The sequence below is a fragment of the Acuticoccus yangtzensis genome (assembly GCF_001927245.1).
GTDB lineage: Bacteria > Pseudomonadota > Alphaproteobacteria > Rhizobiales > Amorphaceae > Acuticoccus > Acuticoccus yangtzensis.
Genome location: NZ_MJUX01000001.1, coordinates 1,229,675 through 1,252,760, shown reverse-complemented (window position 1 = coordinate 1,252,760; position 23,086 = coordinate 1,229,675). Strand labels below are relative to the sequence as shown.

The following is a 23,086-nucleotide window of genomic DNA, read 5'->3' as shown; positions in this document are numbered from 1 at the left end:
GCCGATCATTCGCCGACCTTCATTGAAAGTGCAAATACCTTCAGGAACAGGCGGGCCTCGGCGCGCGCCGCGAAAAGCTCGGCGAAGGCGGCGCGCGGGGTGAAGGTGCGCTCCGGCGCGTTCATCGCGGCGCTGGCGGCGGCGAGCGTCGGGAAGGCGCCGAGGCCGAAGGCGGCGGCCGCCGCGGAGCCGACGAGGCCGGTCTCCACCTCGCGCGGGCGCACCACGGGAAGGCCGGTGACGTCGGCCTTGATCTGGCACCACGCATCGCTGAGCGCGCCGCCGCCTGAGATGGCGATGGCCCGTGCCGTGGTGCCCGACGCCTCGGCGGTGCGCACGATGTCGGCCACCGCGCCCGCGACGCCTTCGATGACGGCGAACATCGCTTCGGCGGGGCCGTGCTCACGCGAAAGGCCCGCGATGACGCCGCGCACGTCGGACCGCCACACGGGCGCGCGCTCGCCGGCGAGGTAGGGGATGAACATCGGCAGGCCGGCAGAGGGGGCGAGGCTGCCCGCGGCGGCGACGGCGTCCTCCAGCGTGCCGCGGAGGCGCAGGAGGTCGAAGGCCCAGCGCGCGGCGTCGGCGCCCGCCTGGGTGGGTCCGCCGAGCTGGTGCGCGGTCTCGGTCCACGGCATCGGCACCAGTCCGTCCACCCGCGCGGGCGAGGCGGTGACGAGGCCGACCGCCTCGGAGGTGCCGGCGACGTCGTAGGCAATGCCGGCCTCCACCGCGCCTGAGCCGACCGCGCCCGCCCAGGTGTCCATCGCCCCGCCGAAGACGGGAAGCCCGGCGAGACGGTCGAACGGTGCGGAGCGCGCCGTCACGGTGCCGACGATCTCCCACGGCATGCGGCGCGGATGGTCGAGCAGCGACAAGGCGCGGCCGATCCAGTCCGGCGCGTCGGCGGCGGGGGCGAGATCGTCGAACCGGGCGGCGGTGACGCCGTCGGCGGCGAGGACTCCGGTAAGGGCGAGGTTCAGCGCGTCCTTCGGCTCCAGCACGGCGGCGGTGCGAGCGAAGACGTCCGGATCGTTGGCGTTCAGCCAAGCGAGGCGGGCGAGGGTGTGGAAGGCGTTGATGCCGGTGGCGGGGTTGGCGACCGGCACCCAGCGTGCCGCCTCGCGCGCGGCCTCCGCGGCGCGGATGTCGCGCCACAGGATCGCCGGGCGCAGCACCTCGCCGGAGGCGTCCAGCAGCACCTGGGAGCGGGTCATCGCGGTGAGGGCGATGGCGCGGGGGGCGACGTCGGCGGCGGCGAGCACCTCGGCAAAGGTGGCGGCGAGGGCGTCCCACCAGCCGGCGGGATCGGCCTCGGCCCAGCCAGGATGTGGGGCGGCGATGGTGAGGGCGCGCCGGGCGATGGCGTGGGTGCGCCCGTCGAGGCCGATCGCGGCCGCCCGCAGCGAGCCGGCGCCGAGGTCGGCAGTCAGGATGACGTCGGGTTTCATGGCAGGGGCTCAGCGCGCCGCGGGGAGCGCGTCACAGCGTGCCCTCGGCGACGCGCAGGCAGGCGGTGTGCCGGTCCGCACTGCCGCCCGGCACGCCGGTGAGGGCGGGGTCGGTCTCGCGGCAGGCGTCCACCACAGAGGGGCAGCGCGGGTGGAAGCGGCAGCCGGAGGGGATGGCGAGCGGGTTCGGCCACTCCTGCCCCAGCCCCAGGTCCGGCAGACCCGTGCCGCCGACGCTGAGCACGGAGGCCGCCAGCGCCTTGGCGTATGGGTGGCGGGGCACGGCCAGTACATCCGCCGCCGGTCCCTCCTCGACCACGCGGCCGAGATAGAGGATGGCGACCCGCTCGCACAGGTGCCCGACGACGGACAGGTTGTGGCTGATGAGGAGGAGGGCGACGCCGGTCTCGCGCCGCAGGTCCGCCAGGAGGTTGAGGATCTGCGCCTGCACCGACACGTCGAGCGCGGAGGTGGGCTCGTCGCACACCAGAACGTCCGGCCGGATGGCGAGGGCTCGCGCGATGGCGACGCGCTGGCGCTGTCCGCCGGAGAGTTCGCGCGGCCGGGCGTCGGCGACACGGCGCGGCAGGCCCACCTGGTCGATCAGTTCGGCGACGCGCGCCGCCTTGTCGCCGACGCGGTGGACGGCGAGCGGCAGGCCGATGATCTCGGCCACGCCATGCGACGGGTTGAGCGAGCCGAACGGGTCCTGAAAGACCGGCTGCACCCGGCGGGCGACGGCACGGCGGCTGAGTGCGCCGAGGGGCTTGCCGTCGAACAAGACCGCGCCGCCGGTGGGCTGCTCGATGCCGAGGAGGAGCCGCGCCAGGGTGGACTTGCCCGACCCGCTCTCGCCGACGAGGCCGATGGCGCTGCCGGCGCGGATAGCAAGGTCGACCCCCGCCAGCGCCGTCAGCGGGCGCGGTGCTGCGAAGAGGCCGGCCGAAACGCTGTACACCTTGGTGACGCCGCGCGCCTCCAGCACGGGGGCGGCGGCGGACACTTCCGGCTTCTGTGCGGCGGCGCTCATGCCACCCACGCGGCGGGCTCGGGATTGACGCAGCGGATGGAGCGGCCCGGCCCGTCCTGCCGCAGCGCCGGCGCGGCGGCAGTGCAGCGCGGCAGCACGCGGGCGCAGCGGTCGGCGAAGGCGCAGGCGTCGGGCGGGTCGATCAGCGACGGCACGGTGCCGGGGATCGTCGCCAGAGGTGCGCCGGGCGCGGTGCGCGACGGGTCCGGCAGGCTCCCCAAGAGGCCGACCGTGTAAGGATGGCGCGGCGCGGCCAGGATCTCGGCCGTGCGCCCGGTCTCCACCACCTCGCCCGCATACATCACCGCGATCTTGTCGGCGACGTGGGAGACGACGCCGAGGTCGTGGGTGATGAGGATGAGGCCGGTGCCGAACGCGGTCTTGATGTCGGCGAGGAGCTTCAGGATCTGCATCTGGATGGTGACGTCGAGCGCGGTGGTCGGCTCGTCGGCGATGATGAGGGACGGCTCGCACATCAGCGCCATGGCGATCATCACCCGCTGCCGAAGGCCGCCGGAGAGCTGGTGCGGAAACTGCGCCAGGCGCGCCGCCGCGTTGGAGATGCCGACACGCTCCAGAAGCATCACCGCCCGCTCGCGCGCGGCCGCCTCGGACCCGCCCTTGTGGCGCCGGTAGACGGCGGTGAGCTGCGAGCCGATCGGGAAGACCGGGTTCAGCGCGGTCATCGGCTCCTGGAAGATCATGCCGATGCGGTTGCCGCGCAGGTTGCGGATGCCCCGTTTGCCGCGCCCGGTGACGGTCTCCCCGTCGAAGGCGTAGCGGCTCATGGTGGCCTTGGCGCCCGACGGCAGAAGGTTGAGCAGGGAAAGAGCCGTCATCGACTTGCCGCAGCCCGATTCGCCGACGATGCCGAGTGTCTCGCCGCGCCGCAGGCTGAGCGAGACGCCGCGCACCGCCGACAGCGGGCCGGACGCGGTGGGCAGCGTGACGCAGAGATTGTCGACGTCGAGCAGGGTGAGCGCACTCATCGGCGGCCGCTCCGCAGCGCGTCGCGCAGGCCGTCGCCCATCAGGTTGATGGCCATGGTGAGGGTGACGAGGCAGAGGCCGGGAAGGGTGATCAGCCAGGGGTCGAAGAACATGAAGTTTTTCCCCTCCGACAGCATGAGGCCCCACGACGGGAGCGGTGCCTGAACGCCGAGGCCGAGGAACGACAAGGCCGCTTCCAAGAGGATGGCGTTGGCAAGCTCCACCGTGGCGACGACGATGACGGCGGGCATGATGTTGGGCAGGATCTCGCGGGCGAGGATGTGCGGCAGGGAGCACCCCATCGCCTCCGCCGCGCGCACATAATCGGCCGAGCGGGCCTGCTGCGTGGCGGTGCGGGTGACGACGGCGAACTGGTCCCAGATGAGAAGGCCGATGACCAGCGTGACCGTGGTCAGCGAACCGCCGGCGATGGCGACGACCGCGAGGGCGATGAGGACGAGCGGCATCGACAGGCGCGTGGTGATGACAAAGCCGATCACCGCATCCACCTTGCCGCCGAAATAGCCGGCGACGAGGCCGAGCGTGATGCCGATGGTGGCCGAGATCGCCACCGCGACGAGGCCGATGACGAGCGAAATGCGCGCCCCGTAGAGGAGGCGGGTGAGGTAGTCGCGGCCGAGCTGGTCGGTGCCGAGATAATGTCCGGGCACGGTATCGGCCATCCAGAAGGGCGACTTGAGGCGGTTGGCGATGTCCGGCTGGGCGGGGTCGAACGGGGTCAGCACCGGCGCCAGGATCGCCGCGATGGCGATGAGGAGCACCACGCCGCCGCCTATGACGAGGCTCTTGTGGGTGAGCGCGGCGCGCCAGCGGGCCGGGCGGCGCACCTGTGCGGCCGGGACGCTCACGCCGCGCTCCTAATGCGCGGGTCCATCCACGCGTTGATGAGATCGGCGGCGAGGGTGAGGACGATGTAGGCGAGCGAGACGAGGAGCACGATCGCCTGGATCACCGGCATGTCTGCCCGCGAGAAGGACTGCCACGCGAGATAGCCGACGCCGTGGATGGCGAACACGCTTTCGATGATGATCGACCCGCCGAGCATGAAGCCGAATTGCACCGCGGTGAGCGAGATCACCGGCAGGAGCGCGTTGGACAGGCCCCAGCGGAACAGGATGGCGGCTGGGGCGAGGCCCATGGCGCGGTGGGTGCGCACGAAGTCGGACGCCAGTACGTCGAGCATGCCGGCCCGCGTCAGGCGCATCAGTGCCGGCATGGCGAAGGTGCCGAGCGCGATGGTAGGCAGCACGAAATGGGCGAGCGACGAAGAGCCCGAAATCGGCAGCCATTGGAGGTTGACGCCGAAGATGAGGATGAGGATCAGCCCGGCCCAGAAGTTGGGAATGGCCTGCCCGGCGACGGCGAGGAGGAGGCACAGCCGGTCGATCATGGTGTTCGGGAAGGACGCGGCGAGAACGCCGAGCGGGATCGCCAGCGCCAGCGCGAAGAGGATGGAGAAGACGGCGAGGAGCGCCGTCGTCGGCACGCGCTCGGCGATCATCCCGGCCACAGGCTCGCCGGTGAGGTAGCTGGTGCCGAGGTCGAGGGTGACGATGTCGCCGAGATAGCCGAGATATTGCACCGGCAGCGGGCGGTCGAAGCCGTACTGGGCGCGGATCGCGGCGATGTCGGCATCGGTCGCGCTGTCGGGCGCGACGGCGACGGCCGGGTCGATGGCGACGTGCGACAGCACGAAGGTGATCACCGACACGGTGAGCGCCACCGCGGCGGCAACGATCAATCTCTGCAAGAGGAAACGCAGCATGGCCTCGGACGTGTTGTCTGACAAGCGGGTCGGATCGGGGCGCTCCGGCCCGATGTTGAGAAGCGGCGGCCCGGCAGGACCGCCGCCCTTTCATTCATAGGACGTTCAGCGTGACTTACCAGGAGGCGGTGAAGAAGCGCGGGATCTCGTCCACGTTCGGGGTGAAGTTCAGCGCCGAATCGTAGGCGTAGCCCATCACGACGGTGTGCATCGGCACCATGTAGGCGCGCTCGGTGATCAGCTTGATCGCCTCGGCATAGTTGGCCTTGCGCACCTCTTCGTCGACGGTTCCGGCCGCCTCGGCCACCAGCGCCATCACCTCCTCGTCGCGGAAGCCGTCGTTGGACGATCCGTCGAAGAAGTTGCCGAGCGAGGCCTGCGCGTCGGCGATGGAGAAGGAGCCCCAATCGCCGTACCACACCTCGGTCTGCCCCTCGCGCCAGCCGGAGAAGGAGGCGCGGGCCTGCAGCATCTCGAGGTTGGCGGTGATGCCGACGGCGGCGAGATAGGCCTGCACCGCCTCGGCGCGGGCGCGGTCGCGGTAGGAGGTCATCGACACGGTGAGACCGTCCGCGAAGCCGGCTTCGGCGAGGAGCGCCTTGGCCTTCTCGGGATCGTAGTCGTAGGTGACGGCGGCGTCGACGTCGCAGCCGAACTGCATCGGGTAGCACGGAACGTCGATCACCTCGCCGTCACCGCCGACGAGATTGGCGACGATGGCGGCCTTGTCGATGGCGTGGTTGATCGCCTGGCGCACCTTCACGTCGGTGAGCGGGTTGCCCTCGCCGGTGCGGCCCGCCGCGTCGAGGCCGATGAAGGCGATGCGCATGGTGGACCCCAGAACGCCCGTGCGGCCGGGCACCGAGTCGATCTGCGCCACCTGGTCGGCGGGCACGTTCCACGTCCAGTCGATGCCGCCGCCCAGAAGCTCGGCGATGCGGGTGGCATCGTCGGGGATGGTGCGGATCATCAGCGTCTCGATCGAGGCCGCCTTCGGGCTGTCATAGTAGGTTTCGTTGATCGACAGGGTGGTGGTGCCGCCCTGGGCCGTCTCCAGCTTGTAAGGGCCGGAGCCGACGGGCTCGCGGTTGAAGGTTTCCGCGCCCACTTCCTCGAAATAGTCCCAGGGGTAGATGGGGAGCGAACCCGCGACGAACTCCAGCGCCGCCGGGAAGGGCTCCTTGGAGACGATGCGTACCGTCATGTCGTCGACCGCCTCGACCGTCTCGATCCACGACACGGACGACTGCGAGCGGGCGCCGTTCTCCGGGTTGGACCAATAGGTGAGGGTGCCGACCACGTCGTCGGCGGCGAAGGGCGAGCCGTCGGTGAAGGTGACGCCCTCGCGCAGCTTGAACTCGTAGGTCCTGTCGTCGATGCGCGACCATTCGGTGGCGAGCAGCGGCTCGTACTCGAACGTCTCCGGATTGCGCCAGATCAGCGTGTCGAACAGGTGGCGCGTCATCACCACACCGTCGCGCGAGGTCGAGGTGTAGCCGTCGAAGCCGGGGAGCTCTTCGCCGAGGCCGATGGTCAGCGAGTTGTCGTCCGGGCCGGCCATCGCCGGGGAGGCGGCGACCAGAGCGGCCAGCGCGAGGGATGCATGAAACTTCACGGGTGGTCCTCCATTCGGGAAAAGTCGGCAGCGGGGCGGCGGCCTGCGGCGGGGCGCTGCTGGCGGCGGGCGGGAAGGTCGGAAAGGTCGGCCGTGACGGGGCCGGGAGCCTTGGCGACGATGATGGCGCGGGCGGCGTTCTGATACGCGCCGCGGAAGTGGACCGAGCTCTTCACGGCGAGGATCTCCGCCGCGACCGGGTCCTGGCCGAGGTGCTTGGGGAGAGCCGGCTCGGACGCCTGCATCCGCTTCGGCGCGACGATGACGCGAACGCGGCCTTTGGCGAGGCAGGCGACCGGGCCGAGGGTGATGCGGTTGCCGCCGTACATCGGCCCCTCGCCGGTGAAGGTGCCGTCGCCGGTGGCGACCACGGTCCACGGGCCGGGCACGGGGTCGCCGGTTTCGGGCATAGCGCGGCCGCCGATGGCGATGTCGATCGTCCCGCCCGGCCCCGCGGCATGGGCGGCTTCGCAGGCGGCGGCGTCGGCGATGTGGACGAGAAGCGCGGGCGCGTCGGCGGTGAGGAGGGCGGCGAGGAGGCCGGTGGTGTCGCCGGGGCCGCCGCCGCCCGGATTGTCCTGCGTATCGGCGATGACGACGGGACCGTCGCCCGGCGCCGCCGCAAGCCGCATCGCCTCGGACACCGCCTCGGCCGCGTCGGGCAAGGGTCCGTCGAATTGCGGCTCCAGCGTGTGCCACAGGGCGGCGAGGTGGTCGGCGGCGGCCCTGGCGGCGGCGGGGTCCTGGTGCTGGGCGACGATGGTCGGGCCGGCGCCCGGAATGTCGGCGAGGGGGAAGCCGAAGAAGGTGGCGATGGCGAGCGCAGGGTCCGCGGCCATCAGCGCCTCGGCCTCGGAGACGGCGGTGCGGCCCGGCCCGAACAGCGTGCATTGCCAGGTGAGGGCGATCTGGAAGGACGGGCGCACCGTGACCTTGGTCGGCGGCTTCCTCCCGGCGACGAGCTTGGAGATCAGCCGCCGCATCGCCCGGGCCCCGGTCTCCTTCATGTCGACATGGGGATAGGTGCGATAGGCCTCGACGATCGACACCGCGTCGAGGAAGCCGTCCGAAATGTTCCCGTGGAGGTCGAGCGCGACGGCGACGGGAATGCGCGGCCCGACGACCTCGCGGATGATGAGCGCGAGCGCCTCCTCGGCGTGGTCATGGCTCTGGGTGACCATCGCGCCGTGCATTTCGGCGAAGACACCGTCGAACGGGGCTTCGGCGTGGGCCGCCGCGAGCCGGCGCCTGATCTCGTCCGCGAGCCGGTCGAACGCATCGTCGGTGACGACACCGCCGGGGAGCGCGATGGTCCACAGGATCGGCACCAGCTCCACCGCGTCGTTGCGCAGGCGGGCGGCCTTCGCGGCTTCGATGGCGCCCGCCGCGGCGACGCCCGATCCGTCCAGCGCGCTCAGGACGTCGTCACCCACCGACAGCGGCGGCCAGCCTCCGGGGGCGACGAAGTCCTCGTATCCCGTAGTGGTGGGGAGGAAGGTGTTGGTCTCGTGCTCCAGGCCCAGAACCGCGATGCGCATCAGGCGACGGCCCCGCCCTGGGGGACGGTCGTTCCCTGGGCCGCGGGGGGCGCGCCGAAGACGGGGCGCAGCGGCGGGCGCGCGGCCTCGAACGCGGCGGCGGCGGCGAGCACCAGAGCATCGGCGAACGGGGCGGCGACGATCTGCAGGCCGATCGGCAAGCCCGGCGCCTCGCGCGAGTCTTCGCCGGTGAGGCCGCAGACGATGCTGGCGGCCGGCTGATGCGTCATGTTGAAGGCAAAGGTGTAGGGCGCCCAGATCTTGCCGTTCATCTCGTACCAATGGCGGTCGCCGGGAACCTGGGCGATGCCCTGGCGGTGCGGCAGGACGGCCATGGTGGGCGTCAGCAGGATGTCGTAGCGGGCGTGGAAGTCCAGCATCACGCGCTTCAGCCGCATGCGCTCGTTGCAGGCGCGGATGTAGTCGGACACCGTATAGTGCTCCGCCATCTCGGCGACGCGGGCGACCACCGGGTCGAGCTTGGCGCGTTCCTCCGGCGGCAATGCCAGGATCCCGGCGGCGCGGTGGGTGAGGCGCAGCGTGTCGTAAGCGTCGAACAGGCCGGAGAGGTTGGGGGTCGCCTCCTCCACGTGGGCGCCCAGCTCGGCGAAGACGGCGGCCGCGGCGTCGGCCGCGGCGGCGACCTCCGGCTCGGGCGCGACGAGGCCGAGGTCGCGCGAGTAGGCGATCCTGAGGCCGCGGACGCCGGCCTCGCGCGCGGCGCCTGTGAGCATGGCGATGTCGGCGGCGGGCTGCGGCGGCAGCGCGTCGGGGTCGCGCGGGTCGGGCCCGGCGATGAGGGCGAGCATGGCGGCGGCGTCGGCCACGGTCCAGCTCATCGGCCCGACGTGGCCGAGATTGCCGGCGGCGCTGGGCGGATAGTTGGCGACGAGGCCGTAGCTCGGCTTGATGCCGAAGCAGCCGCCGAAGCTCGCCGGCATGCGGATCGACCCCGCGGCGTCGTTGGCGAGCGCCAGAGGGCCGATGCCGGCGGCGAGCTGTGCGGCGGCGCCCATCGACGAGCCGCAATTGCCGTAGGCGGGGTTGTAGGCGTTGTTGGTGGGGCCGGTGAGCGGGCTGGTGGAGTAGGGGCTGCCGCCGAACTCGGTCGTCGTCGTCTTGCCGAAGAGGACGGCCCCGGCGGCGCGCAGCCGGGCGACGGCGGGGGCGTCCTCGTCCCACGGTCCGGCGGGGTCCACGGTGAGCGAGCCCTTCAGCGTCGCCATGCCCTTGGTGAGGATCATGTCCTTGACGCTGACGGGAACGCCGTCGAGCGGGCCGAGCGGTGTGCCGGCCTTCCACCTGGCCTCGGACGCGCGGGCGGCGGCGAGCGCGCCCTCGGGGTCGAAGCGGCAGAAGGCGTTGAGGACCGGCTGCGAGGCATGGGCGCGGGCCTCGACCGCCTCCAGCGTTTCCACCGGCGAGAGGGAGCCGTCCGCGAAGGCGGCGGTCATTCCGGTGGCGGAGAGGGCGGCGAGGTCGGTCATCGAGGGGCTCCTGGCGCGCGGGCGATGGGCGCGCCGGTCGAGGGGGTGGTGCACCCGGCGGCGAGAGGGAGAGGTCCGGTCCGGGCGGCGGCGGTCATGAACACCCATGCAATTTGGTTGCCGGGATTGTTATACAGTCCGCTTGAAGTGGCAGTGATATTTGTGCGCCCGTCACAACAGCGAAAGACCTCCGTCCACGCGCAGCACTTGGCCGGTGACATGCCCTGCCTCGGCGCTGAGGAAGAAGGCTATGGCGGCGGCGATGTCCTGCGGTTCGGCGATGCGGCCCGACGGCGTCGCCTTGGCCGCGGCGGTCCAGGCCTCGGCGCCGAGTGCGGCGTGGCCGCCGTCTTTGCGGGTGAAGCCGGGGGCGACGGCGTTGACCGTGACGCCTGTCGGGGCGAGCTCGAAGGCGAGCGCCTTCACCAGCGCCTCCAGCGCGGCCTTGCCCGCGGCGGTGGCCGGAAAGAGCGTGCCGTTGATGCCGAAACCGTTGGCGACGAAGGAGCTGACGGCGACGATGCGCCCGGCGGGCGAGGCGACGAGGTCGGCGCGCGCGGCGTTGGCGAGGGCCAGGAAGGGCAGCGCGGCGAGGCGGGCGGCGCCGAGCACGTCCTCACCCGCGATGTCGGCGACCTTCGCCTTGGCCGCCTTGCCCGCGTTGGAGACGATGCCGTCGATCCGCCCGAACCGGTCGCGCGCGGTGGCGACGAGGGCGGCGGCGGTGGCCTCGTCGGTGAGGTCGCCCAGCATGGTTTCGACCTTTGCCCCGGCGGCGCGGGCGGCGTCCGCGGCGGCGGCGAGGCCGTCCCCATTGGCGCGGGTGGTGAGGAGAAGGCCGGTACCGGGAGCGGCGAGGCGGCGCGCCGTGGCAGCCCCGATGCCGCTCGCCGCGCCGGTGATCACGACGGTGCGTTCAATCGCCACGCTGGGTTCTGGTCCTTTGAGGGCGGGCCGCACTGCAGGCGGCCCCGTTGAAGGTGACGCCGCTTTTTTATTCGGCGGCGAGGGAGGGGCGCAGGGTGAAGCCGTAGGCCTTGTCGAGCTCCAGCGCCTCCAGGGTGGCGATGCCCTTGGCGAGCGCGGCCGGGTCCAGCGGGCGCAGCGGCTTGCGCAGCGGGCCGGAGGGAAGGCCGATGGCGCGCATCAGCGTCTTCACCGCGACCGGGTTGATGGCCGAATAGGCGAAGTGGAGGACGGGCAGGTTGGTGAGCCACGCCTCGCGGCAGGCGAAGGCGTCCTCGCCGGAGGTCCAGGGCGTGGAGATGGTGGCCATCTCGCGCGGGATGAGGTTGCCGGTCATGTTGGCCGTGCCGTGGCCGCCTAGCGCCATGGTGGGGATGACGAGGCCGAGATTGGGCGAGCAGCAGCACATGATCGACATGTCCGGCTTGGCCGCGCAGACCTGCGCCACCTGGCCGACCCGCGTCGTGCTCTCCTTGAGGACGACCATGTTAGGATGGTCGGCGAGCGCCAGGATGTCGGTCCAATGAAGGTCCGTCTTCACCCGCGGCGGGTTGTTGTAGAAGCCCATCGCGAGGTCGGCGCTGTCCAGCACCTCGGCGGCATATTCGCGGATCGCGTCATTGTCGGCGCAGATGTAGGCGGGCGCGGCGATGATGGCGCCGTCCGCTCCCTCGGCGGCGGCGTAGCGCACGTTGGCGATGGTCGCCTCGGTGTTGGTGCCGGTGCAGCCATAGTACATCTGCATCGCGCCGGGGCGCATCTTCACCGTTTCGGAGATGATGGCGCGGCGCTCGTCCGGCGACAGCATGGAGACTTCGCCGGTGGAGCCCATGATGAGCACGGCGGTGGTCCCGTTGGCGGCATGCCAGTCGAGGAGGGTGCGGAACCCTTCGAAGTCGATCGACCCGTCGGCGTTCATGGGGGTGACGAGCGCGACGAACGATCCGGTCGGCTTCACATGGGCCATGGCAATCCCTCCCTTGTGCCCGCGCGCTGTGACGCTGGCGTGAACCTTGGTCGGGTCGAGACTATGGAGGGGCCGATTATGCCGTCAAATTCAAAAAAGCGAAGATCGCATAACCGATCGGAATGGCTTTAATCCTTCGCGCAGGTGATGAGCGGGTTGTCCTCGGCGGCGGCGAGCGCGGCATCGACGGCGACGCGGGCGGCATGGGAGTGCGGCACACCGACCGGGCGAACCATGCGGAAGGTGAAGCGCACGGCGGGCGCGAATGGGCGGGTGACGATGGACTCGGCCGCGAAGATGGTGGGGGTGAGGGGGTCGACGATGGCCACTCCGGCCCCGCGGGCGACGAGGGCGCAGGCGGCGAAGCTCGGCTGGCATTCCGCGAAAATCGAGCGGGCGACGTCGGCTTCCGCGAACGCGCCGTCGAGGATGGGGGCCATGGTGGTGTGCTGGCCGAGGGCGACCATGGCGACATCGGCAAGGTCGTGGGCGGAGACGGCCTCTGTGACGGCGAGCGGATGGTCCGGAGGCATCGCCACGACGCAGTCCGTGCTGAAGCTGGCGATGACTTCGACGTCTGAGCGGCGTTCGGGCAGGTGCGCGAAGCCGATGTCGAAGGCGGCGGCGGCGGTCAGGTCGATGACGCGCTGGGCGGTGTAGACGTCGAGGCTGACGCGCATGGCCGGATGGTCGGCTTTGATGCGGCAGATGACGTCGGGCGTATAGGCGGCGGCGAGGGCGGGCATGGTGCCGATGCGCACGTGGCCGCGTTTCAGGCCGCGGATCTCGCGAGCGGCCTCCTCCAGCCGGGCGAGGCCGAGGAGGGCGCGTTCCAATTCACCGTGATAGGCGACGCCTTCGGGGGTCGGCACAACGCCGGTGGCGCAGCGTTCGAAGAGGGCGAAGCCGAGGTGGGCTTCGAGCGCGGCGACGAGCTTGGTGACGGCGGGCTGGGACAGTCCCATCGCCTCGGCGGCTTTGGTGATGGAGCCTTTCTCCACGGTGAGGCGGAAGGCTTCGAGCTGGCGCAGATGCACGGGTGGGGCGTCTCTCCGGTGGCACTCCGTTGCGGCGCCGGACCCTCGCCTCTTTGTACTTTTGATAGCAAGTCAATTTCCCATGCATCCGCTGGAAATCGGCACGGCGTCGCGCCTGTGCGGCGATTGATCCGGCGCGCGGCTTCGGCTACGCGAGGGGTGTGCATCGGGCCCGCGATGGCGTCGCGGAGGCTGCCTCGTGCGCGGGTCATCGCGTGTGGCGGTTCGTCCGGCCGCGGCGAGGGGTCCACCGTCCTGTACGCCCGGATTGCGAGGCGCAGGCGGCGTCGCCGTCCGGCCTCGAGCTGAGGATATGGCGATGCGCGATGTGAACGATCGGCCGCAGACCTTTACATGTCACAATGGGGAGCGGGCGGAGCTGCCCTTCTCCAGCGCCGAGTATGAGCGGCGGATGGCCGGCCTTCGTGCGATCATGGCGGAGGCCGAGCTGGATGCGGTGCTTCTGACCTCGATGCACAACATCTGCTATTATACGGGCTTCCTTTATTGCAGCTTCGGCCGGGCCTTCGGCTGCGTCGTGACGGCGGACCGGGCGACGACGGTGACCCCGAACATCGACGCCGGCCAGCCGTGGCGCCGGTCCCACTGCGACAACGTGATTTATACCGACTGGGCGCGCGGCAACTTCTGGGCCGCGGTGGCGGGGCTGACGCGCGGCGTGAAGCGGCTCGGCGTGGAAGGCGACCACCTGACGCTGGCGGCGTCCGACGCGCTGTTGGCGGCGCTGGATGTGGACACGCTGGCCGACATCGCCCCGGCGGCGATGGCGAGGCGGCTGGTGAAGTCCGCCGAGGAGATCGCGCTCATTCGCGGCGGAGCGCGGATCGCCGACATCGGCGGGGCGGCGATGAAGGCGGCGATCCGGCCGGGCACGCGCGAGATCGACGTGGCGATGGCGGGGCGCGACGCGATGGAGTTCGCCATCGCCGAGGCTTATCCGGCGAGCGAGCTGCGCGACACCTGGTGCTGGTTCCAGTCGGGGCTCAACACCGACGGGGCGCACAATCCGGTGACGACGCGGGCGCTGCAGCGGGGCGACATCCTGAGCCTGAACGCCTTCCCGATGATCTCCGGCTATTATACCGCGCTGGAAAGGACCCTCTTCCTCGGCGAGCCGGACGCGGCATCGCTGAGGCTATGGGAGGCGAACGTGGCAGCGCATGAGCTGGGCCTGTCGCTGATCAAGCCGGGGGCGACGTGCTCGGGGATCTGCGCCGAGGTGAACCGCCTGTTCGCGGATGCGGGGCTCCTGCATTTTCGCTCGTTCGGCTACGGCCACTCCTTCGGCGTGCTCAGCCACTATTATGGGCGCGAGGCGGGGCTGGAGCTGCGCGAGGACATCGACACCGTGCTGGAGCCCGGCATGGTGGTGTCGATGGAGCCGATGCTGTGGGTGCCGGAGGGGACCCCCGGCGCCGGCGGCTACCGCGAGCACGACATTCTGGTCGTGACCGAGGCGGGGGCCGAGAACATCACCGGCTTCCCCTATGGTCCGGGCGCCAACGTCGTCGCCGCGTGAGGCGGGGCGCCGGGTGGTCAGAGCTGCTGCCCGGCGCCGGCCAGGATGGAGCCGACATTCTTGTAGACCACCTTACGACCTTGTTTAGCCCGGCGGTCTTCACTGGCGAGGTAGAAGTCCATGCCGCGATCGCGCACGTAAGGCAGGGCGCGCACGTCGAGGCCGTTCCAGGGCATGAACGGGTTGCGCCGTGAGATGCCGTAGAGCGAGGTGCGCACGGTGGGCTTCAGACTCTCGACGCGGCGGTGAAAGCCGTAGGTGTCGGCGACGACGAGGGTGTTGCCGGGGACCGGAAACTTCTCGAGCGGGCCATAGCCGAGGCGGGAGAGCTCGTGCTCTTCGAGGCGGAAGGAGCCGGCGGCGTGGTGCGGGTCGCCGCTGGCGGTGGCGCTGAGGGCCTGCTCGTCCTCCCAGGCGAGGCGCTCGGGGGTCAGCCGGTGCGATCCGGGGACGAAGGCGAAGGGGCCTTCGTCGGCGCCAACGTCGTGCAGGAAGAGCCAGAACTTGGCGGTCGGGTGGAAGGTGTCGGCGTGGAGGTGGGCCTGGGGGTCGGGCTCGCCGGAGGTCGGGTCCACGACGATCGTCTGAAGCATCGTCAGCGTGGTGCCGGAGCGGCCGGCGGCGTAGCCGATGAGGTTGGCGACGTCGGGCCGGCGCACGAAGGTGTGAAGCGAGGCCAGCGCCGAACCGTCGTGGGGGAGGGGCTGGACGCGGTTGACGGTCTGCCCCTGGCGCATTTCCCAGGCGGGGCGGGGGCGCGTGGCGATCTCCTCGCGGACGCGGGCGAGGAGGTCGGCCGGCAGGGCGTCGTGGCGGATGACGAAGCCGTCGCGGTCGAAGCGGGCGCGTTCATCGGCGTCGACGAGGGGGGCGATGGCGGCGCGGCGGCGTTCGGCCATGCGGGCGGCGAGCGCCACGCGGCGGCGGTGCAGGCCCTTCTTGTTGAGGTCGTGGGAGCCGATGACCGGGTTGCGGCGAAAGGATTTTTCGGCCGTCAGGACCGCGGGGGCGGCGAGGACGAGGCGGGCGATATTCGGACGCGACATGGAGAGAACTGGCTCGTTGGACGGCCCGTTCTACGGCATCGCGGCGATGGCGTGCAATTGATCGGCAATAAAAGCCGCGTTACGGTTCGGTCTGTCCGGCGCGGTCCGCGCGCAACCGGTCGCCCGAGGCTTGACTGCCTCCTCATTCATCTTTATGTGACGCCGACCGAACGGCAGACCGTCGAGCGCGGGTCAAGCGCGTGTTCGCGCCGCTGCTCTGGGTTCCCGTCCGAGTTTGAGCGGGTCTGGCACCTGCTCCGCTCCAGTTGCCGCGCTCCTCATGTCCTTCTGTCGAGGGGCTTGTGGGCGCGTTTGTCCGTTGGCGTTGCTGGCCTGTCGGCGCGTCGTTTTTCATGAGATCCGGCCTTCGTGCCGGGCGGTAGGTCCGGCCTTTGCCGGGGAAGTGTGCGGCACTTGCCGCGTGAGAGGTTTGATGCCCACGATCAACCAGTTGATCCGCAAGCCGCGTGTTGCGCCCGTCAAGCGCAACAAGGTTCCGGCCATGGAGGCCAACCCGCAGAAGCGCGGTGTTTGCACGCGTGTTTACACGACGACTCCGAAGAAGCCGAACTCGGCGCTGCGTAAGGTGGCCAAGGTCCGCCTGACCAACGGGTACGAGGTCATCGGCTACATCCCCGGCGAAGGCCACAACCTTCAGGAGCACTCCGTGGTGATGATCCGCGGCGGCCGCGTGAAGGACCTTCCGGGCGTGCGTTACCACATCCTGCGCGGCGTTCTCGACACCCAGGGCGTCAAGAACCGCAAGCAGCGCCGCTCCAAGTACGGCGCCAAGCGTCCGAAGTAAGGACGCGCGAGACGGATCGTCCGCTCTAAGGACGGTTTCCGGCAGGTACGTTCCCCTCTGGGCCGGTGTGATTGGGCCGATGTCCAGAGTGTTGCCCCGACGGGGCGGGCGTGTCTTCCGGTGAGGCTCGGCGGTTGGCCGGGCCGGCGGGTGCGGTGGGCCGCGTTCACGTGGTCCGCACCCGAAGTGCCGGTGGCCGTTGCGGCGAGACCGGCAGGCAACGGGGCAGGGCGGCCGAGCCGTCCCCGCCCGCACCGCGGCGGCGGATGGGTCTTTTCGCTCATGTCCCGCACCGCATCGCTCTTCGCGCGCCCGGATCCCGGCCGGGACAGTGGCGCAGCATGGGGCGAGACACCGGATCGGCAGGGCGCCCGCAAGGTGGCCGCGCGGTCCGGGGCACGGCCGGCGCCGTGCCGCGAACGAGCCCATTTAGGTCGCGGTGACCTCATCCTCGCCGCAATGAAACAAAGGTTAGCGAATGTCGCGTCGTCACAGCGCTGAGAAGCGTGAAGTCCTGCCGGATCCGAAGTTCGGCGATATCGTCCTGACGAAGTTCATGAATGCGATCATGCTCGATGGCAAGAAGTCCGTCGCCGAGAAGATCGTCTATGGTGCGCTCGACATCTGCCAGTCGAAGGCGAAGACCGATCCGCTGCAGATGTTCCACGACGCGCTGTCGAACGTCGCGCCGCAGGTCGAAGTGCGCTCCCGCCGCGTCGGTGGTGCGACCTATCAGGTCCCGGTCGAGGTTCGCCCGGAGCGCCGCCAGGCTCTCGCCATCCGCTGGCTGATCACCGCGGCCCGCAAGCGCAACGAGAAGACCATGGTCGACCGTCTGTCGGGCGAGCTGATGGATGCGGCCAACAACCGCGGCACCGCCGTGAAGAAGCGTGAAGACACGCACAAGATGGCCGACGCCAACCGCGCCTTCTCGCACTACCGCTGGTAATTCGCCCTCGGGTGTGGCCTTTGCCCGCGCCGTCCTCTAAAGGGGCGGCAGCAATGGCCGCCCCGTTCGCGGCTCGGCCCCCGGCTGGCTCCGGCGCCGGTCTGAGAGGCGGTCTGAACTGAATGCCGAACTGACAGAGTTCTGAGACGATCATGCCCCGTACGCACAAAATCGAAGACTACCGTAACTTCGGCATCATGGCGCACATCGATGCCGGCAAGACCACGACCACGGAGCGCATCCTGTTCTACACCGGCCGATCGCATAAGATCGGCGAGGTGCACGACGGTGCTGCGACGATGGACTGGATGGAGCAGGAGCAGGAGCGGGGCATTACGATCACCTCCGCTGCGACGACTTGCTTCTGGCAGGACAAGCGCCTGAACATCATCGACACCCCCGGCCACGTGGACTTCACCATCGAGGTCGAGCGGTCGCTGCGTGTGCTCGACGGTGCGATCGCCCTGCTCGACGCCAACGCCGGCGTGGAGCCGCAGACCGAGACCGTGTGGCGCCAGGCGGACAAGTACCGCGTCCCGCGCATGATCTTCGTCAACAAGATGGACAAGACGGGCGCCGATTTCTATCGCTGCGTCACGATGATCAAGGAGCGCCTCGGCGCCAACCCTCTGGTCATGCAGCTGCCGATCGGTGCTGAGACCGACTTCAAGGGCTGCATCGATCTCGTGAAGATGCAGGCGATCGTCTGGCACGACGAGTCGCTGGGTGCGAAGTTCGACTACACGGACATCCCCGCCGACCTCGCCGACCAGGCCGCCGAGTACCGCGAGAAGCTGGTGGAAGCCGCCGTCGAGCTCGACGAAGCGGCGATGGAAGCCTACCTCGAGGGCAGCGAGCCCGACGAGGAGACGCTGAAGGCGCTGGTCCGCAAGGGCACCATCGACAACACCTTCACCCCTATCTTCACCGGCTCCGCCTTCAAGAACAAGGGCGTGCAGCCGCTGCTCGACGCCGTCGTCGACTATCTGCCGTCCCCGGTGGACGTGGAGTCGATCCGCGGCATCGACGTGAAGACCGAGGAAGAGATCGTCCGCCGCTCGTCCGACACGGCGCCGCTCGCCATGCTCGCCTTCAAGGTGATGAACGACCCGTTCGTGGGCACGCTCACCTTCTGCCGTATCTACTCCGGCAAGCTGGAGCAGGGCGACGGTGTGCAGAACACCGTGAAGGAGAAGAAAGAGCGCGTCGGCCGTATGCTGCAGATGCACTCCAACTCCCGTGAAGAGATCAAGGAAGCCTATGCCGGCGACATCGTCGCGCTGGCCGGCCTCAAGGAGACCACCACGGGCGACACGCTCTGCGATCCCAACTCCCCGGTGATCCTGGAGCGCATGGAATTCCCGGATCCGGTCATCGACATCGCCATCGAGCCGAAGACCAAGTCCGACCAGGAGAAGATGGGCCTCGCCCTGAACCGTCTCGCGGCCGAGGATCCGTCCTTCCGCGTGCGCACCGACCACGAGTCGGGCCAGACGATCATCTCCGGCATGGGCGAACTGCACCTCGACATTCTCGTCGACCGCATGAAGCGCGAGTTCAAGGTCGAGGCGAACATCGGTCAGCCGCAGGTGGCCTATCGCGAGACCATCTCGCGCCAGTCCGAGATCGACTACACCCACAAGAAGCAGACGGGTGGCACGGGTCAGTTCGCCCGCGTCAAGATCGTCATCGAGCCGGCGGAAGCGGGCGAGGGCTTTGCGTTCGTGTCCGAGATCGTCGGCGGCGCGGTGCCGAAGGAATATGTCCCGGGCGTCGAGAAGGGCATCCAGTCCGTCATGACGTCGGGTCCGATCGCCGGCTTCCCGATGGTCGACATCAAGGCCCGCCTCATCGACGGTGCCTTCCACGACGTCGACTCCTCGGTGCTCGCGTTCGAAATTGCTGCCCGTGCGGCGTTCCGCGAGGCGATCGCCAAGGCCGGCCCGAAGCTTCTCGAGCCGATCATGAAGGTCGAGGTGGTCGGCCCGGACGAGTTTGCCGGCACGGTCATGGGGGATATCAACTCCCGCCGCGGCCAGATCCAGGGCACCGAGACGCGCGGTGTGGCGACGGTGGTCAACGCCTTCGTGCCGCTCGCCAACATGTTCGGCTACGTGTCGAACCTGCGTTCCATGACGCAGGGCCGCGCGCAGTACACCATGCAGTTCTCGCACTACGAGCAGGTCCCGCAGGCCGTCGCCGACGACGTGAAGGCGAAGTACGCCTGAGGACGCTCAAGGGACGGGCGGGGCTCCGGCGTCGCTCTCCCCATGGGTCCGGGGTCCGGACCGCCCCTCGGGGCATGACGGTTCCCGAGACACGGGTGGCACGGGGCTCTTCGCCCCCGCCTCCCAGGTCGCTTCGCCCCATCATCGTCGGTTCATGCTCTCGGCACGATTCTTCATGGTGACGAGAGGAAGGTGACGTGATTCCGCGGCCCAACCACGGCCCCGCGGCGCCACGAAACGCTTCAACCGACGAAAACGGGACGATTAGACCCAATAAAGTCGAATTCGCGTGTTCCTGCTCGCGAAGTTCGGTGATAGACAGCGGCCTCACTCACCGGCCGGACATCTGTCTACGCCGTGAGCGAATGACATCGCGTCAGCCCAAGCTTTAAGAGGAATGTGGAGAATCGCCAATGGCGAAGGAGAAGTTCGAGCGTAAGAAGCCGCACCTGAACATCGGGACCATCGGTCACGTTGACCACGGTAAGACGTCGCTAACCGCGGCGATCACCAAGGTGCTGGCGGAAACGGGTGGCGCGACGTTCAAGGCGTATGATCAGATCGACGCGGCGCCGGAAGAGAAGGCCCGCGGCATCACGATCTCGACCGCCCACGTCGAGTACGAGACGGCCAACCGTCACTATGCCCACGTCGACTGCCCGGGTCACGCGGACTATGTGAAGAACATGATCACCGGCGCCGCCCAGATGGACGGCGCGATCCTGGTGGTGTCCGCTGCCGACGGCCCGATGCCGCAGACCCGCGAGCACATCCTGCTCGCCCGTCAGGTCGGCGTCCCGGCCATCGTGGTGTTCCTGAACAAGGTCGACCAGGTCGACGACGAGGAGCTCTTGGAGCTCGTCGAGCTCGAGGTTCGCGAGCTCCTCTCGTCCTACGACTTCCCGGGCGACGACATCCCCATCGTGAAGGGTTCGGCCCTCGCGGCGCTGGAAGACTCCAACAAGGAGATCGGCCACGACGCGGTGCTGAAGCTGATGGAAGAGGTCGACGCCTACATCCCCGAGCCGGAGCGTCCGATCGACGGCGCCTTCCTGATGCCGATCGAAGACGTGTTCTCGATCTCGGGCCGCGGTACCGTGGTCACGGGTCGTGTCGAGCGCGGCATCGTGAAGGTCGGTGAGGAAGTCGAGATCGTCGGCATCCGCGACAGCCGCAAGACGACCATCACGGGCGTCGAGATGTTCCGCAAGCTGCTCGACCAGGGCCAGGCGGGTGACAATATCGGCGCGCTGCTGCGTGGTGTCGGCCGTGAGGACGTCGAGCGCGGCCAGGTGCTGTGCAAGCCGGGCTCCGTGAAGCCGCACAAGAAGTTCAAGGGTTCGGCCTACATCCTGACGAAGGAAGAAGGCGGCCGTCACACCCCGTTCTTCACCAACTACCGTCCGCAGTTCTACTTCCGTACGACGGACGTGACGGGCGTGGTGACGCTGAACGAGGGCACCGAGATGGTCATGCCCGGCGACAACGTCGAGATCAACGTCGAGCTGATCGTGCCGATCGCGATGGAAGAGCAGCTCCGCTTCGCTATTCGCGAGGGTGGCCGCACCGTCGGCGCCGGCGTGGTGGCGACGATCGTCGAATAAGACGAAATTGCATAACAGAAATAAAAGCGCGGCCTCGGCCGCGCTTTTTTTGTGCCTTGCCCGTGGCGAGGGTTTCGGGCGCAATGACACGACTGCAACCTAAAGGTATGGTTACGTCGTGGCGAAGTTTGAGTATCCGTCGCAGTGGACCGGCACCGCGATCGCCGGAGGCGACGACGAGAGGCGCACCGTCCGAACGGCGCCGCGCCGCCGGATCTGCCCGGACGCGCACCTCCTCCACTCTGATCCCATCCTCCACTCTGATCCCACTGCGGCAGGGGAGGGACCTTCCCCTTCATCACACGCGGCCGCCTCGCGCGGGTTCGCCACACGGCCGGTCGGGGAGCGCCCTGCGCCGCTGCATGTCCTCCCGTGCGATGAGCACGCCGCTGAGAGGCCCCATCCGAACGCATCCACGGGAGGCCCCCACGACGAGGGACCCGCGCATGGCGCGGACGCCGGTGCGCAGCCCCGCGCGCACGGCAGCGCGTCGGTGAGAGCGCCGGGCGCGTCCAGCGGATCACCTCGTCCGTTGCCGCTGTGTCCCGTAGCGGCCTGCGTGGCGCGCGCGGCGGTTCGCGCTGGCGGCACCGTGCCTCAGACGCGGTCCGAGCCGCGCGTTCAAGGCGAGATCGGTCCCGGAGAGTGGGGCGGTGAGGTGTCCGACCAGCGGCTTCTGGAGCTTCTCCTGCGCGGCACTGCGGCCCCGTCGCAGGTGCCGCATCTGGCTCGCCGGCTGCTCGCGAAGTTCGGTGACATCGGCCGCCTCCTCGGCGCCTCTCCCGAAGCGCTGGCGCGCGCGGGCGGCCTCGGCGGCGAGGCGGTGCATCAGCTCAAACTCGCGGAGGCGGTGGCGCTGCGACTGGGGCGCCGCAGGATGCAGGAAGAGATCCGTCTCGGCCGGTTCGACGCCGTGGTCGACTATCTGCGCCTTCGCCTCGGCCATGCGCATGTCGAGGCGCTGTGGGCGCTGTACCTCAACGTGAAGCACGGACTGATTGCGGACGAGGAGCACGCCCACGGCACGATCGACCACACGCCGGCCTATCCGCGCGAGATCGTGCGGCGAGCGCTGGAGGTCGGCGCCGCGGGGGTCGTCCTCGTCCATAATCACCCGTCCGGCGACCCGACGCCGTCGCAGCGCGACATCGCGCTGACGCACAAGGTCCACGCGGCGCTGGCGACGGTGGACATCCGCCTTCACGACCACATCATCATCACGCTGCGGGGGGAGGCGAGCCTTGCCGCCATGGGCCACGTCGCGGGACGGTGAGGCGGCGAGAGTCCGAACGATATCCGCATCCTGCACGCAGCGTGTCGTGCGAGGGGTTGAGACCCGAGGGGCGTGGGCTTATAGTCCTCCCACGGTGAGCTGAGGTCTGCTTCGATGGGGGCGGCCGGGCCGAGAGCGACGAAGGGGCACCGGCCATGGGATGCGTGGCCGTTATGATTCCTTCATTTTTCCCCGAAAGGGGCTAGCCATTCGCCTCGTCTTCGATTAGGTAAGCCGTCGCTCCGGACGACGGAGCGTCAGCCAAGCGAGTTTGACGATCGGCGTGTCGGCCAGCCTAAAGGAGGGCCGGACAGGCCGCTTTGTCCGTTGCGGTCCATGAGGGCCGGTTTCGTGGCGGCAGATGTTGCCGTTCGTGTTCGTGCGGTTCTTGAAACCGCGTTGTCCGTTCAGGCGGGTGCAAGTTAGAGACCGATGAACCAGAATATTCGCATACGCCTGAAGGCGTTCGATCACCGAGTACTCGATTCGAGTACCCGTGAGATCGTACAGACGGCGCGCCGCACCGGCGCCCAGGTCCGCGGCCCCGTGCCGCTGCCCACGCGCATCGAGCGCTACACCGTGAACCGTTCGCCGCACATCGACAAGAAGAGCCGCGAGCAGTTCGAAATCCGCACCCACAAGCGGCTTCTCGACATTGTCGATCCGACCCCGCAGACCGTTGACGCGCTGATGAAGCTCGACCTCGCGGCCGGCGTGGACGTCGAGATCAAACTTTAAGAGTATCGTCATGACCCAAGTCCAGCAGCGTTCTTCC

Annotated in this window: 19 protein-coding genes; 7 read left to right on the top strand and 12 right to left on the bottom strand. The window is 69.4% G+C overall.

Going from position 1 to position 23,086, the window contains the following annotated elements; all coding sequences use genetic code 11:
- Positions 1-5: 5 nt before the first annotated feature.
- From BIX52_RS05635 to BIX52_RS05585, 11 genes are all read right to left on the bottom strand, one after another.
- On the bottom strand, positions 6-1,451 hold the full coding sequence (locus tag BIX52_RS05635; protein WP_075219919.1) for a xylulokinase: 1,446 nt from the start codon (positions 1,449-1,451) through the stop codon (positions 6-8).
- A 31-nt stretch (positions 1,452-1,482) separates the two neighbouring features.
- Positions 1,483-2,481, bottom strand: a complete 999-nt coding sequence (locus BIX52_RS05630) for an oligopeptide/dipeptide ABC transporter ATP-binding protein (RefSeq protein ID WP_075219918.1) — start codon at positions 2,479-2,481, stop codon at positions 1,483-1,485.
- Complete coding sequence (locus BIX52_RS05625) at positions 2,478-3,470, bottom strand: ABC transporter ATP-binding protein (protein WP_075219917.1); 993 nt, start codon at positions 3,468-3,470, stop codon at positions 2,478-2,480. Before BIX52_RS05625 ends, BIX52_RS05630 begins: the two co-directional genes overlap by 4 nt.
- Positions 3,467-4,339, bottom strand: a complete 873-nt coding sequence (locus BIX52_RS05620) for an ABC transporter permease (protein WP_075219916.1) — start codon at positions 4,337-4,339, stop codon at positions 3,467-3,469. Before BIX52_RS05620 ends, BIX52_RS05625 begins: the two co-directional genes overlap by 4 nt.
- Positions 4,336-5,256 (bottom strand): ABC transporter permease, encoded by a 921-nt coding sequence (locus BIX52_RS05615; protein ID WP_075220209.1) that lies wholly within the window; start codon positions 5,254-5,256, stop codon positions 4,336-4,338. Before BIX52_RS05615 ends, BIX52_RS05620 begins: the two co-directional genes overlap by 4 nt.
- 115 nt (positions 5,257-5,371) lie before the next feature.
- On the bottom strand, positions 5,372-6,871 hold the full coding sequence (locus BIX52_RS05610) for an ABC transporter substrate-binding protein (RefSeq protein ID WP_083660025.1): 1,500 nt from the start codon (positions 6,869-6,871) through the stop codon (positions 5,372-5,374).
- Positions 6,868-8,409, bottom strand: coding sequence for a M81 family metallopeptidase (locus tag BIX52_RS05605; protein WP_075219915.1), 1,542 nt, complete (start codon positions 8,407-8,409; stop codon positions 6,868-6,870). Before BIX52_RS05605 ends, BIX52_RS05610 begins: the two co-directional genes overlap by 4 nt.
- A complete protein-coding gene (locus tag BIX52_RS05600) occupies positions 8,409-9,896 on the bottom strand; it encodes an amidase family protein (RefSeq protein WP_075219914.1) in 1,488 nt (495 codons plus the stop codon). Before BIX52_RS05600 ends, BIX52_RS05605 begins: the two co-directional genes overlap by 1 nt.
- A 171-nt stretch (positions 9,897-10,067) precedes the next feature.
- Positions 10,068-10,823 carry an SDR family NAD(P)-dependent oxidoreductase gene (locus BIX52_RS05595; protein ID WP_075219913.1) on the bottom strand — a complete coding sequence of 252 codons (756 nt, stop codon included), beginning with the start codon at positions 10,821-10,823 and terminating at the stop codon, positions 10,068-10,070.
- Positions 10,824-10,890: 67 nt separating this feature from the next.
- Positions 10,891-11,829 (bottom strand): dihydrodipicolinate synthase family protein, encoded by a 939-nt coding sequence (locus tag BIX52_RS05590; protein ID WP_075219912.1) that lies wholly within the window; start codon positions 11,827-11,829, stop codon positions 10,891-10,893.
- A gap of 128 nt (positions 11,830-11,957) precedes the next feature.
- Complete coding sequence (locus BIX52_RS05585) at positions 11,958-12,866, bottom strand: LysR family transcriptional regulator (protein ID WP_075219911.1); 909 nt, start codon at positions 12,864-12,866, stop codon at positions 11,958-11,960.
- 319 nt (positions 12,867-13,185) lie between these two features.
- Here BIX52_RS05585 and BIX52_RS05580 point away from each other — a divergent pair, with 319 nt between their 5' ends.
- A complete protein-coding gene (locus BIX52_RS05580) occupies positions 13,186-14,406 on the top strand; it encodes an aminopeptidase P family protein (RefSeq protein WP_075220207.1) in 1,221 nt (406 codons plus the stop codon).
- Positions 14,407-14,423: 17 nt separating this feature from the next.
- Here the strand turns inward: BIX52_RS05580 and BIX52_RS05575 are convergent, their stop codons facing one another.
- A complete protein-coding gene (locus BIX52_RS05575; protein WP_075219910.1) occupies positions 14,424-15,452 on the bottom strand; it encodes a phytanoyl-CoA dioxygenase family protein in 1,029 nt (342 codons plus the stop codon).
- Positions 15,453-15,885: 433 nt separating this feature from the next.
- Here BIX52_RS05575 and rpsL point away from each other — a divergent pair, with 433 nt between their 5' ends.
- The 6 genes from rpsL (at position 15,886) to rpsJ (ending at position 23,049) form a co-directional block, all read left to right on the top strand.
- Complete coding sequence (gene rpsL, locus BIX52_RS05570; RefSeq protein WP_075219909.1) at positions 15,886-16,257, top strand: 30S ribosomal protein S12; 372 nt, start codon at positions 15,886-15,888, stop codon at positions 16,255-16,257.
- 478 nt (positions 16,258-16,735) lie between these two features.
- Positions 16,736-17,206 carry a 30S ribosomal protein S7 gene (rpsG, locus tag BIX52_RS05565; protein WP_075219908.1) on the top strand — a complete coding sequence of 157 codons (471 nt, stop codon included), beginning with the start codon at positions 16,736-16,738 and terminating at the stop codon, positions 17,204-17,206.
- A 152-nt stretch (positions 17,207-17,358) separates the two neighbouring features.
- Positions 17,359-19,434 carry an elongation factor G gene (fusA, locus tag BIX52_RS05560; RefSeq protein WP_075219907.1) on the top strand — a complete coding sequence of 692 codons (2,076 nt, stop codon included), beginning with the start codon at positions 17,359-17,361 and terminating at the stop codon, positions 19,432-19,434.
- 413 nt (positions 19,435-19,847) lie between these two features.
- Entirely contained in the window at positions 19,848-21,038 is a 1,191-nt protein-coding gene (tuf, locus tag BIX52_RS05555; RefSeq protein WP_075219906.1) for an elongation factor Tu, read from the top strand.
- A 592-nt stretch (positions 21,039-21,630) separates the two neighbouring features.
- On the top strand, positions 21,631-22,311 hold the full coding sequence (gene radC / locus BIX52_RS23200; protein ID WP_157956198.1) for a RadC family protein: 681 nt from the start codon (positions 21,631-21,633) through the stop codon (positions 22,309-22,311).
- A gap of 432 nt (positions 22,312-22,743) precedes the next feature.
- Positions 22,744-23,049, top strand: a complete 306-nt coding sequence (gene rpsJ / locus BIX52_RS05545) for a 30S ribosomal protein S10 (protein ID WP_075219904.1) — start codon at positions 22,744-22,746, stop codon at positions 23,047-23,049.
- The last annotated feature ends 37 nt before the right edge of the window (positions 23,050-23,086 follow it).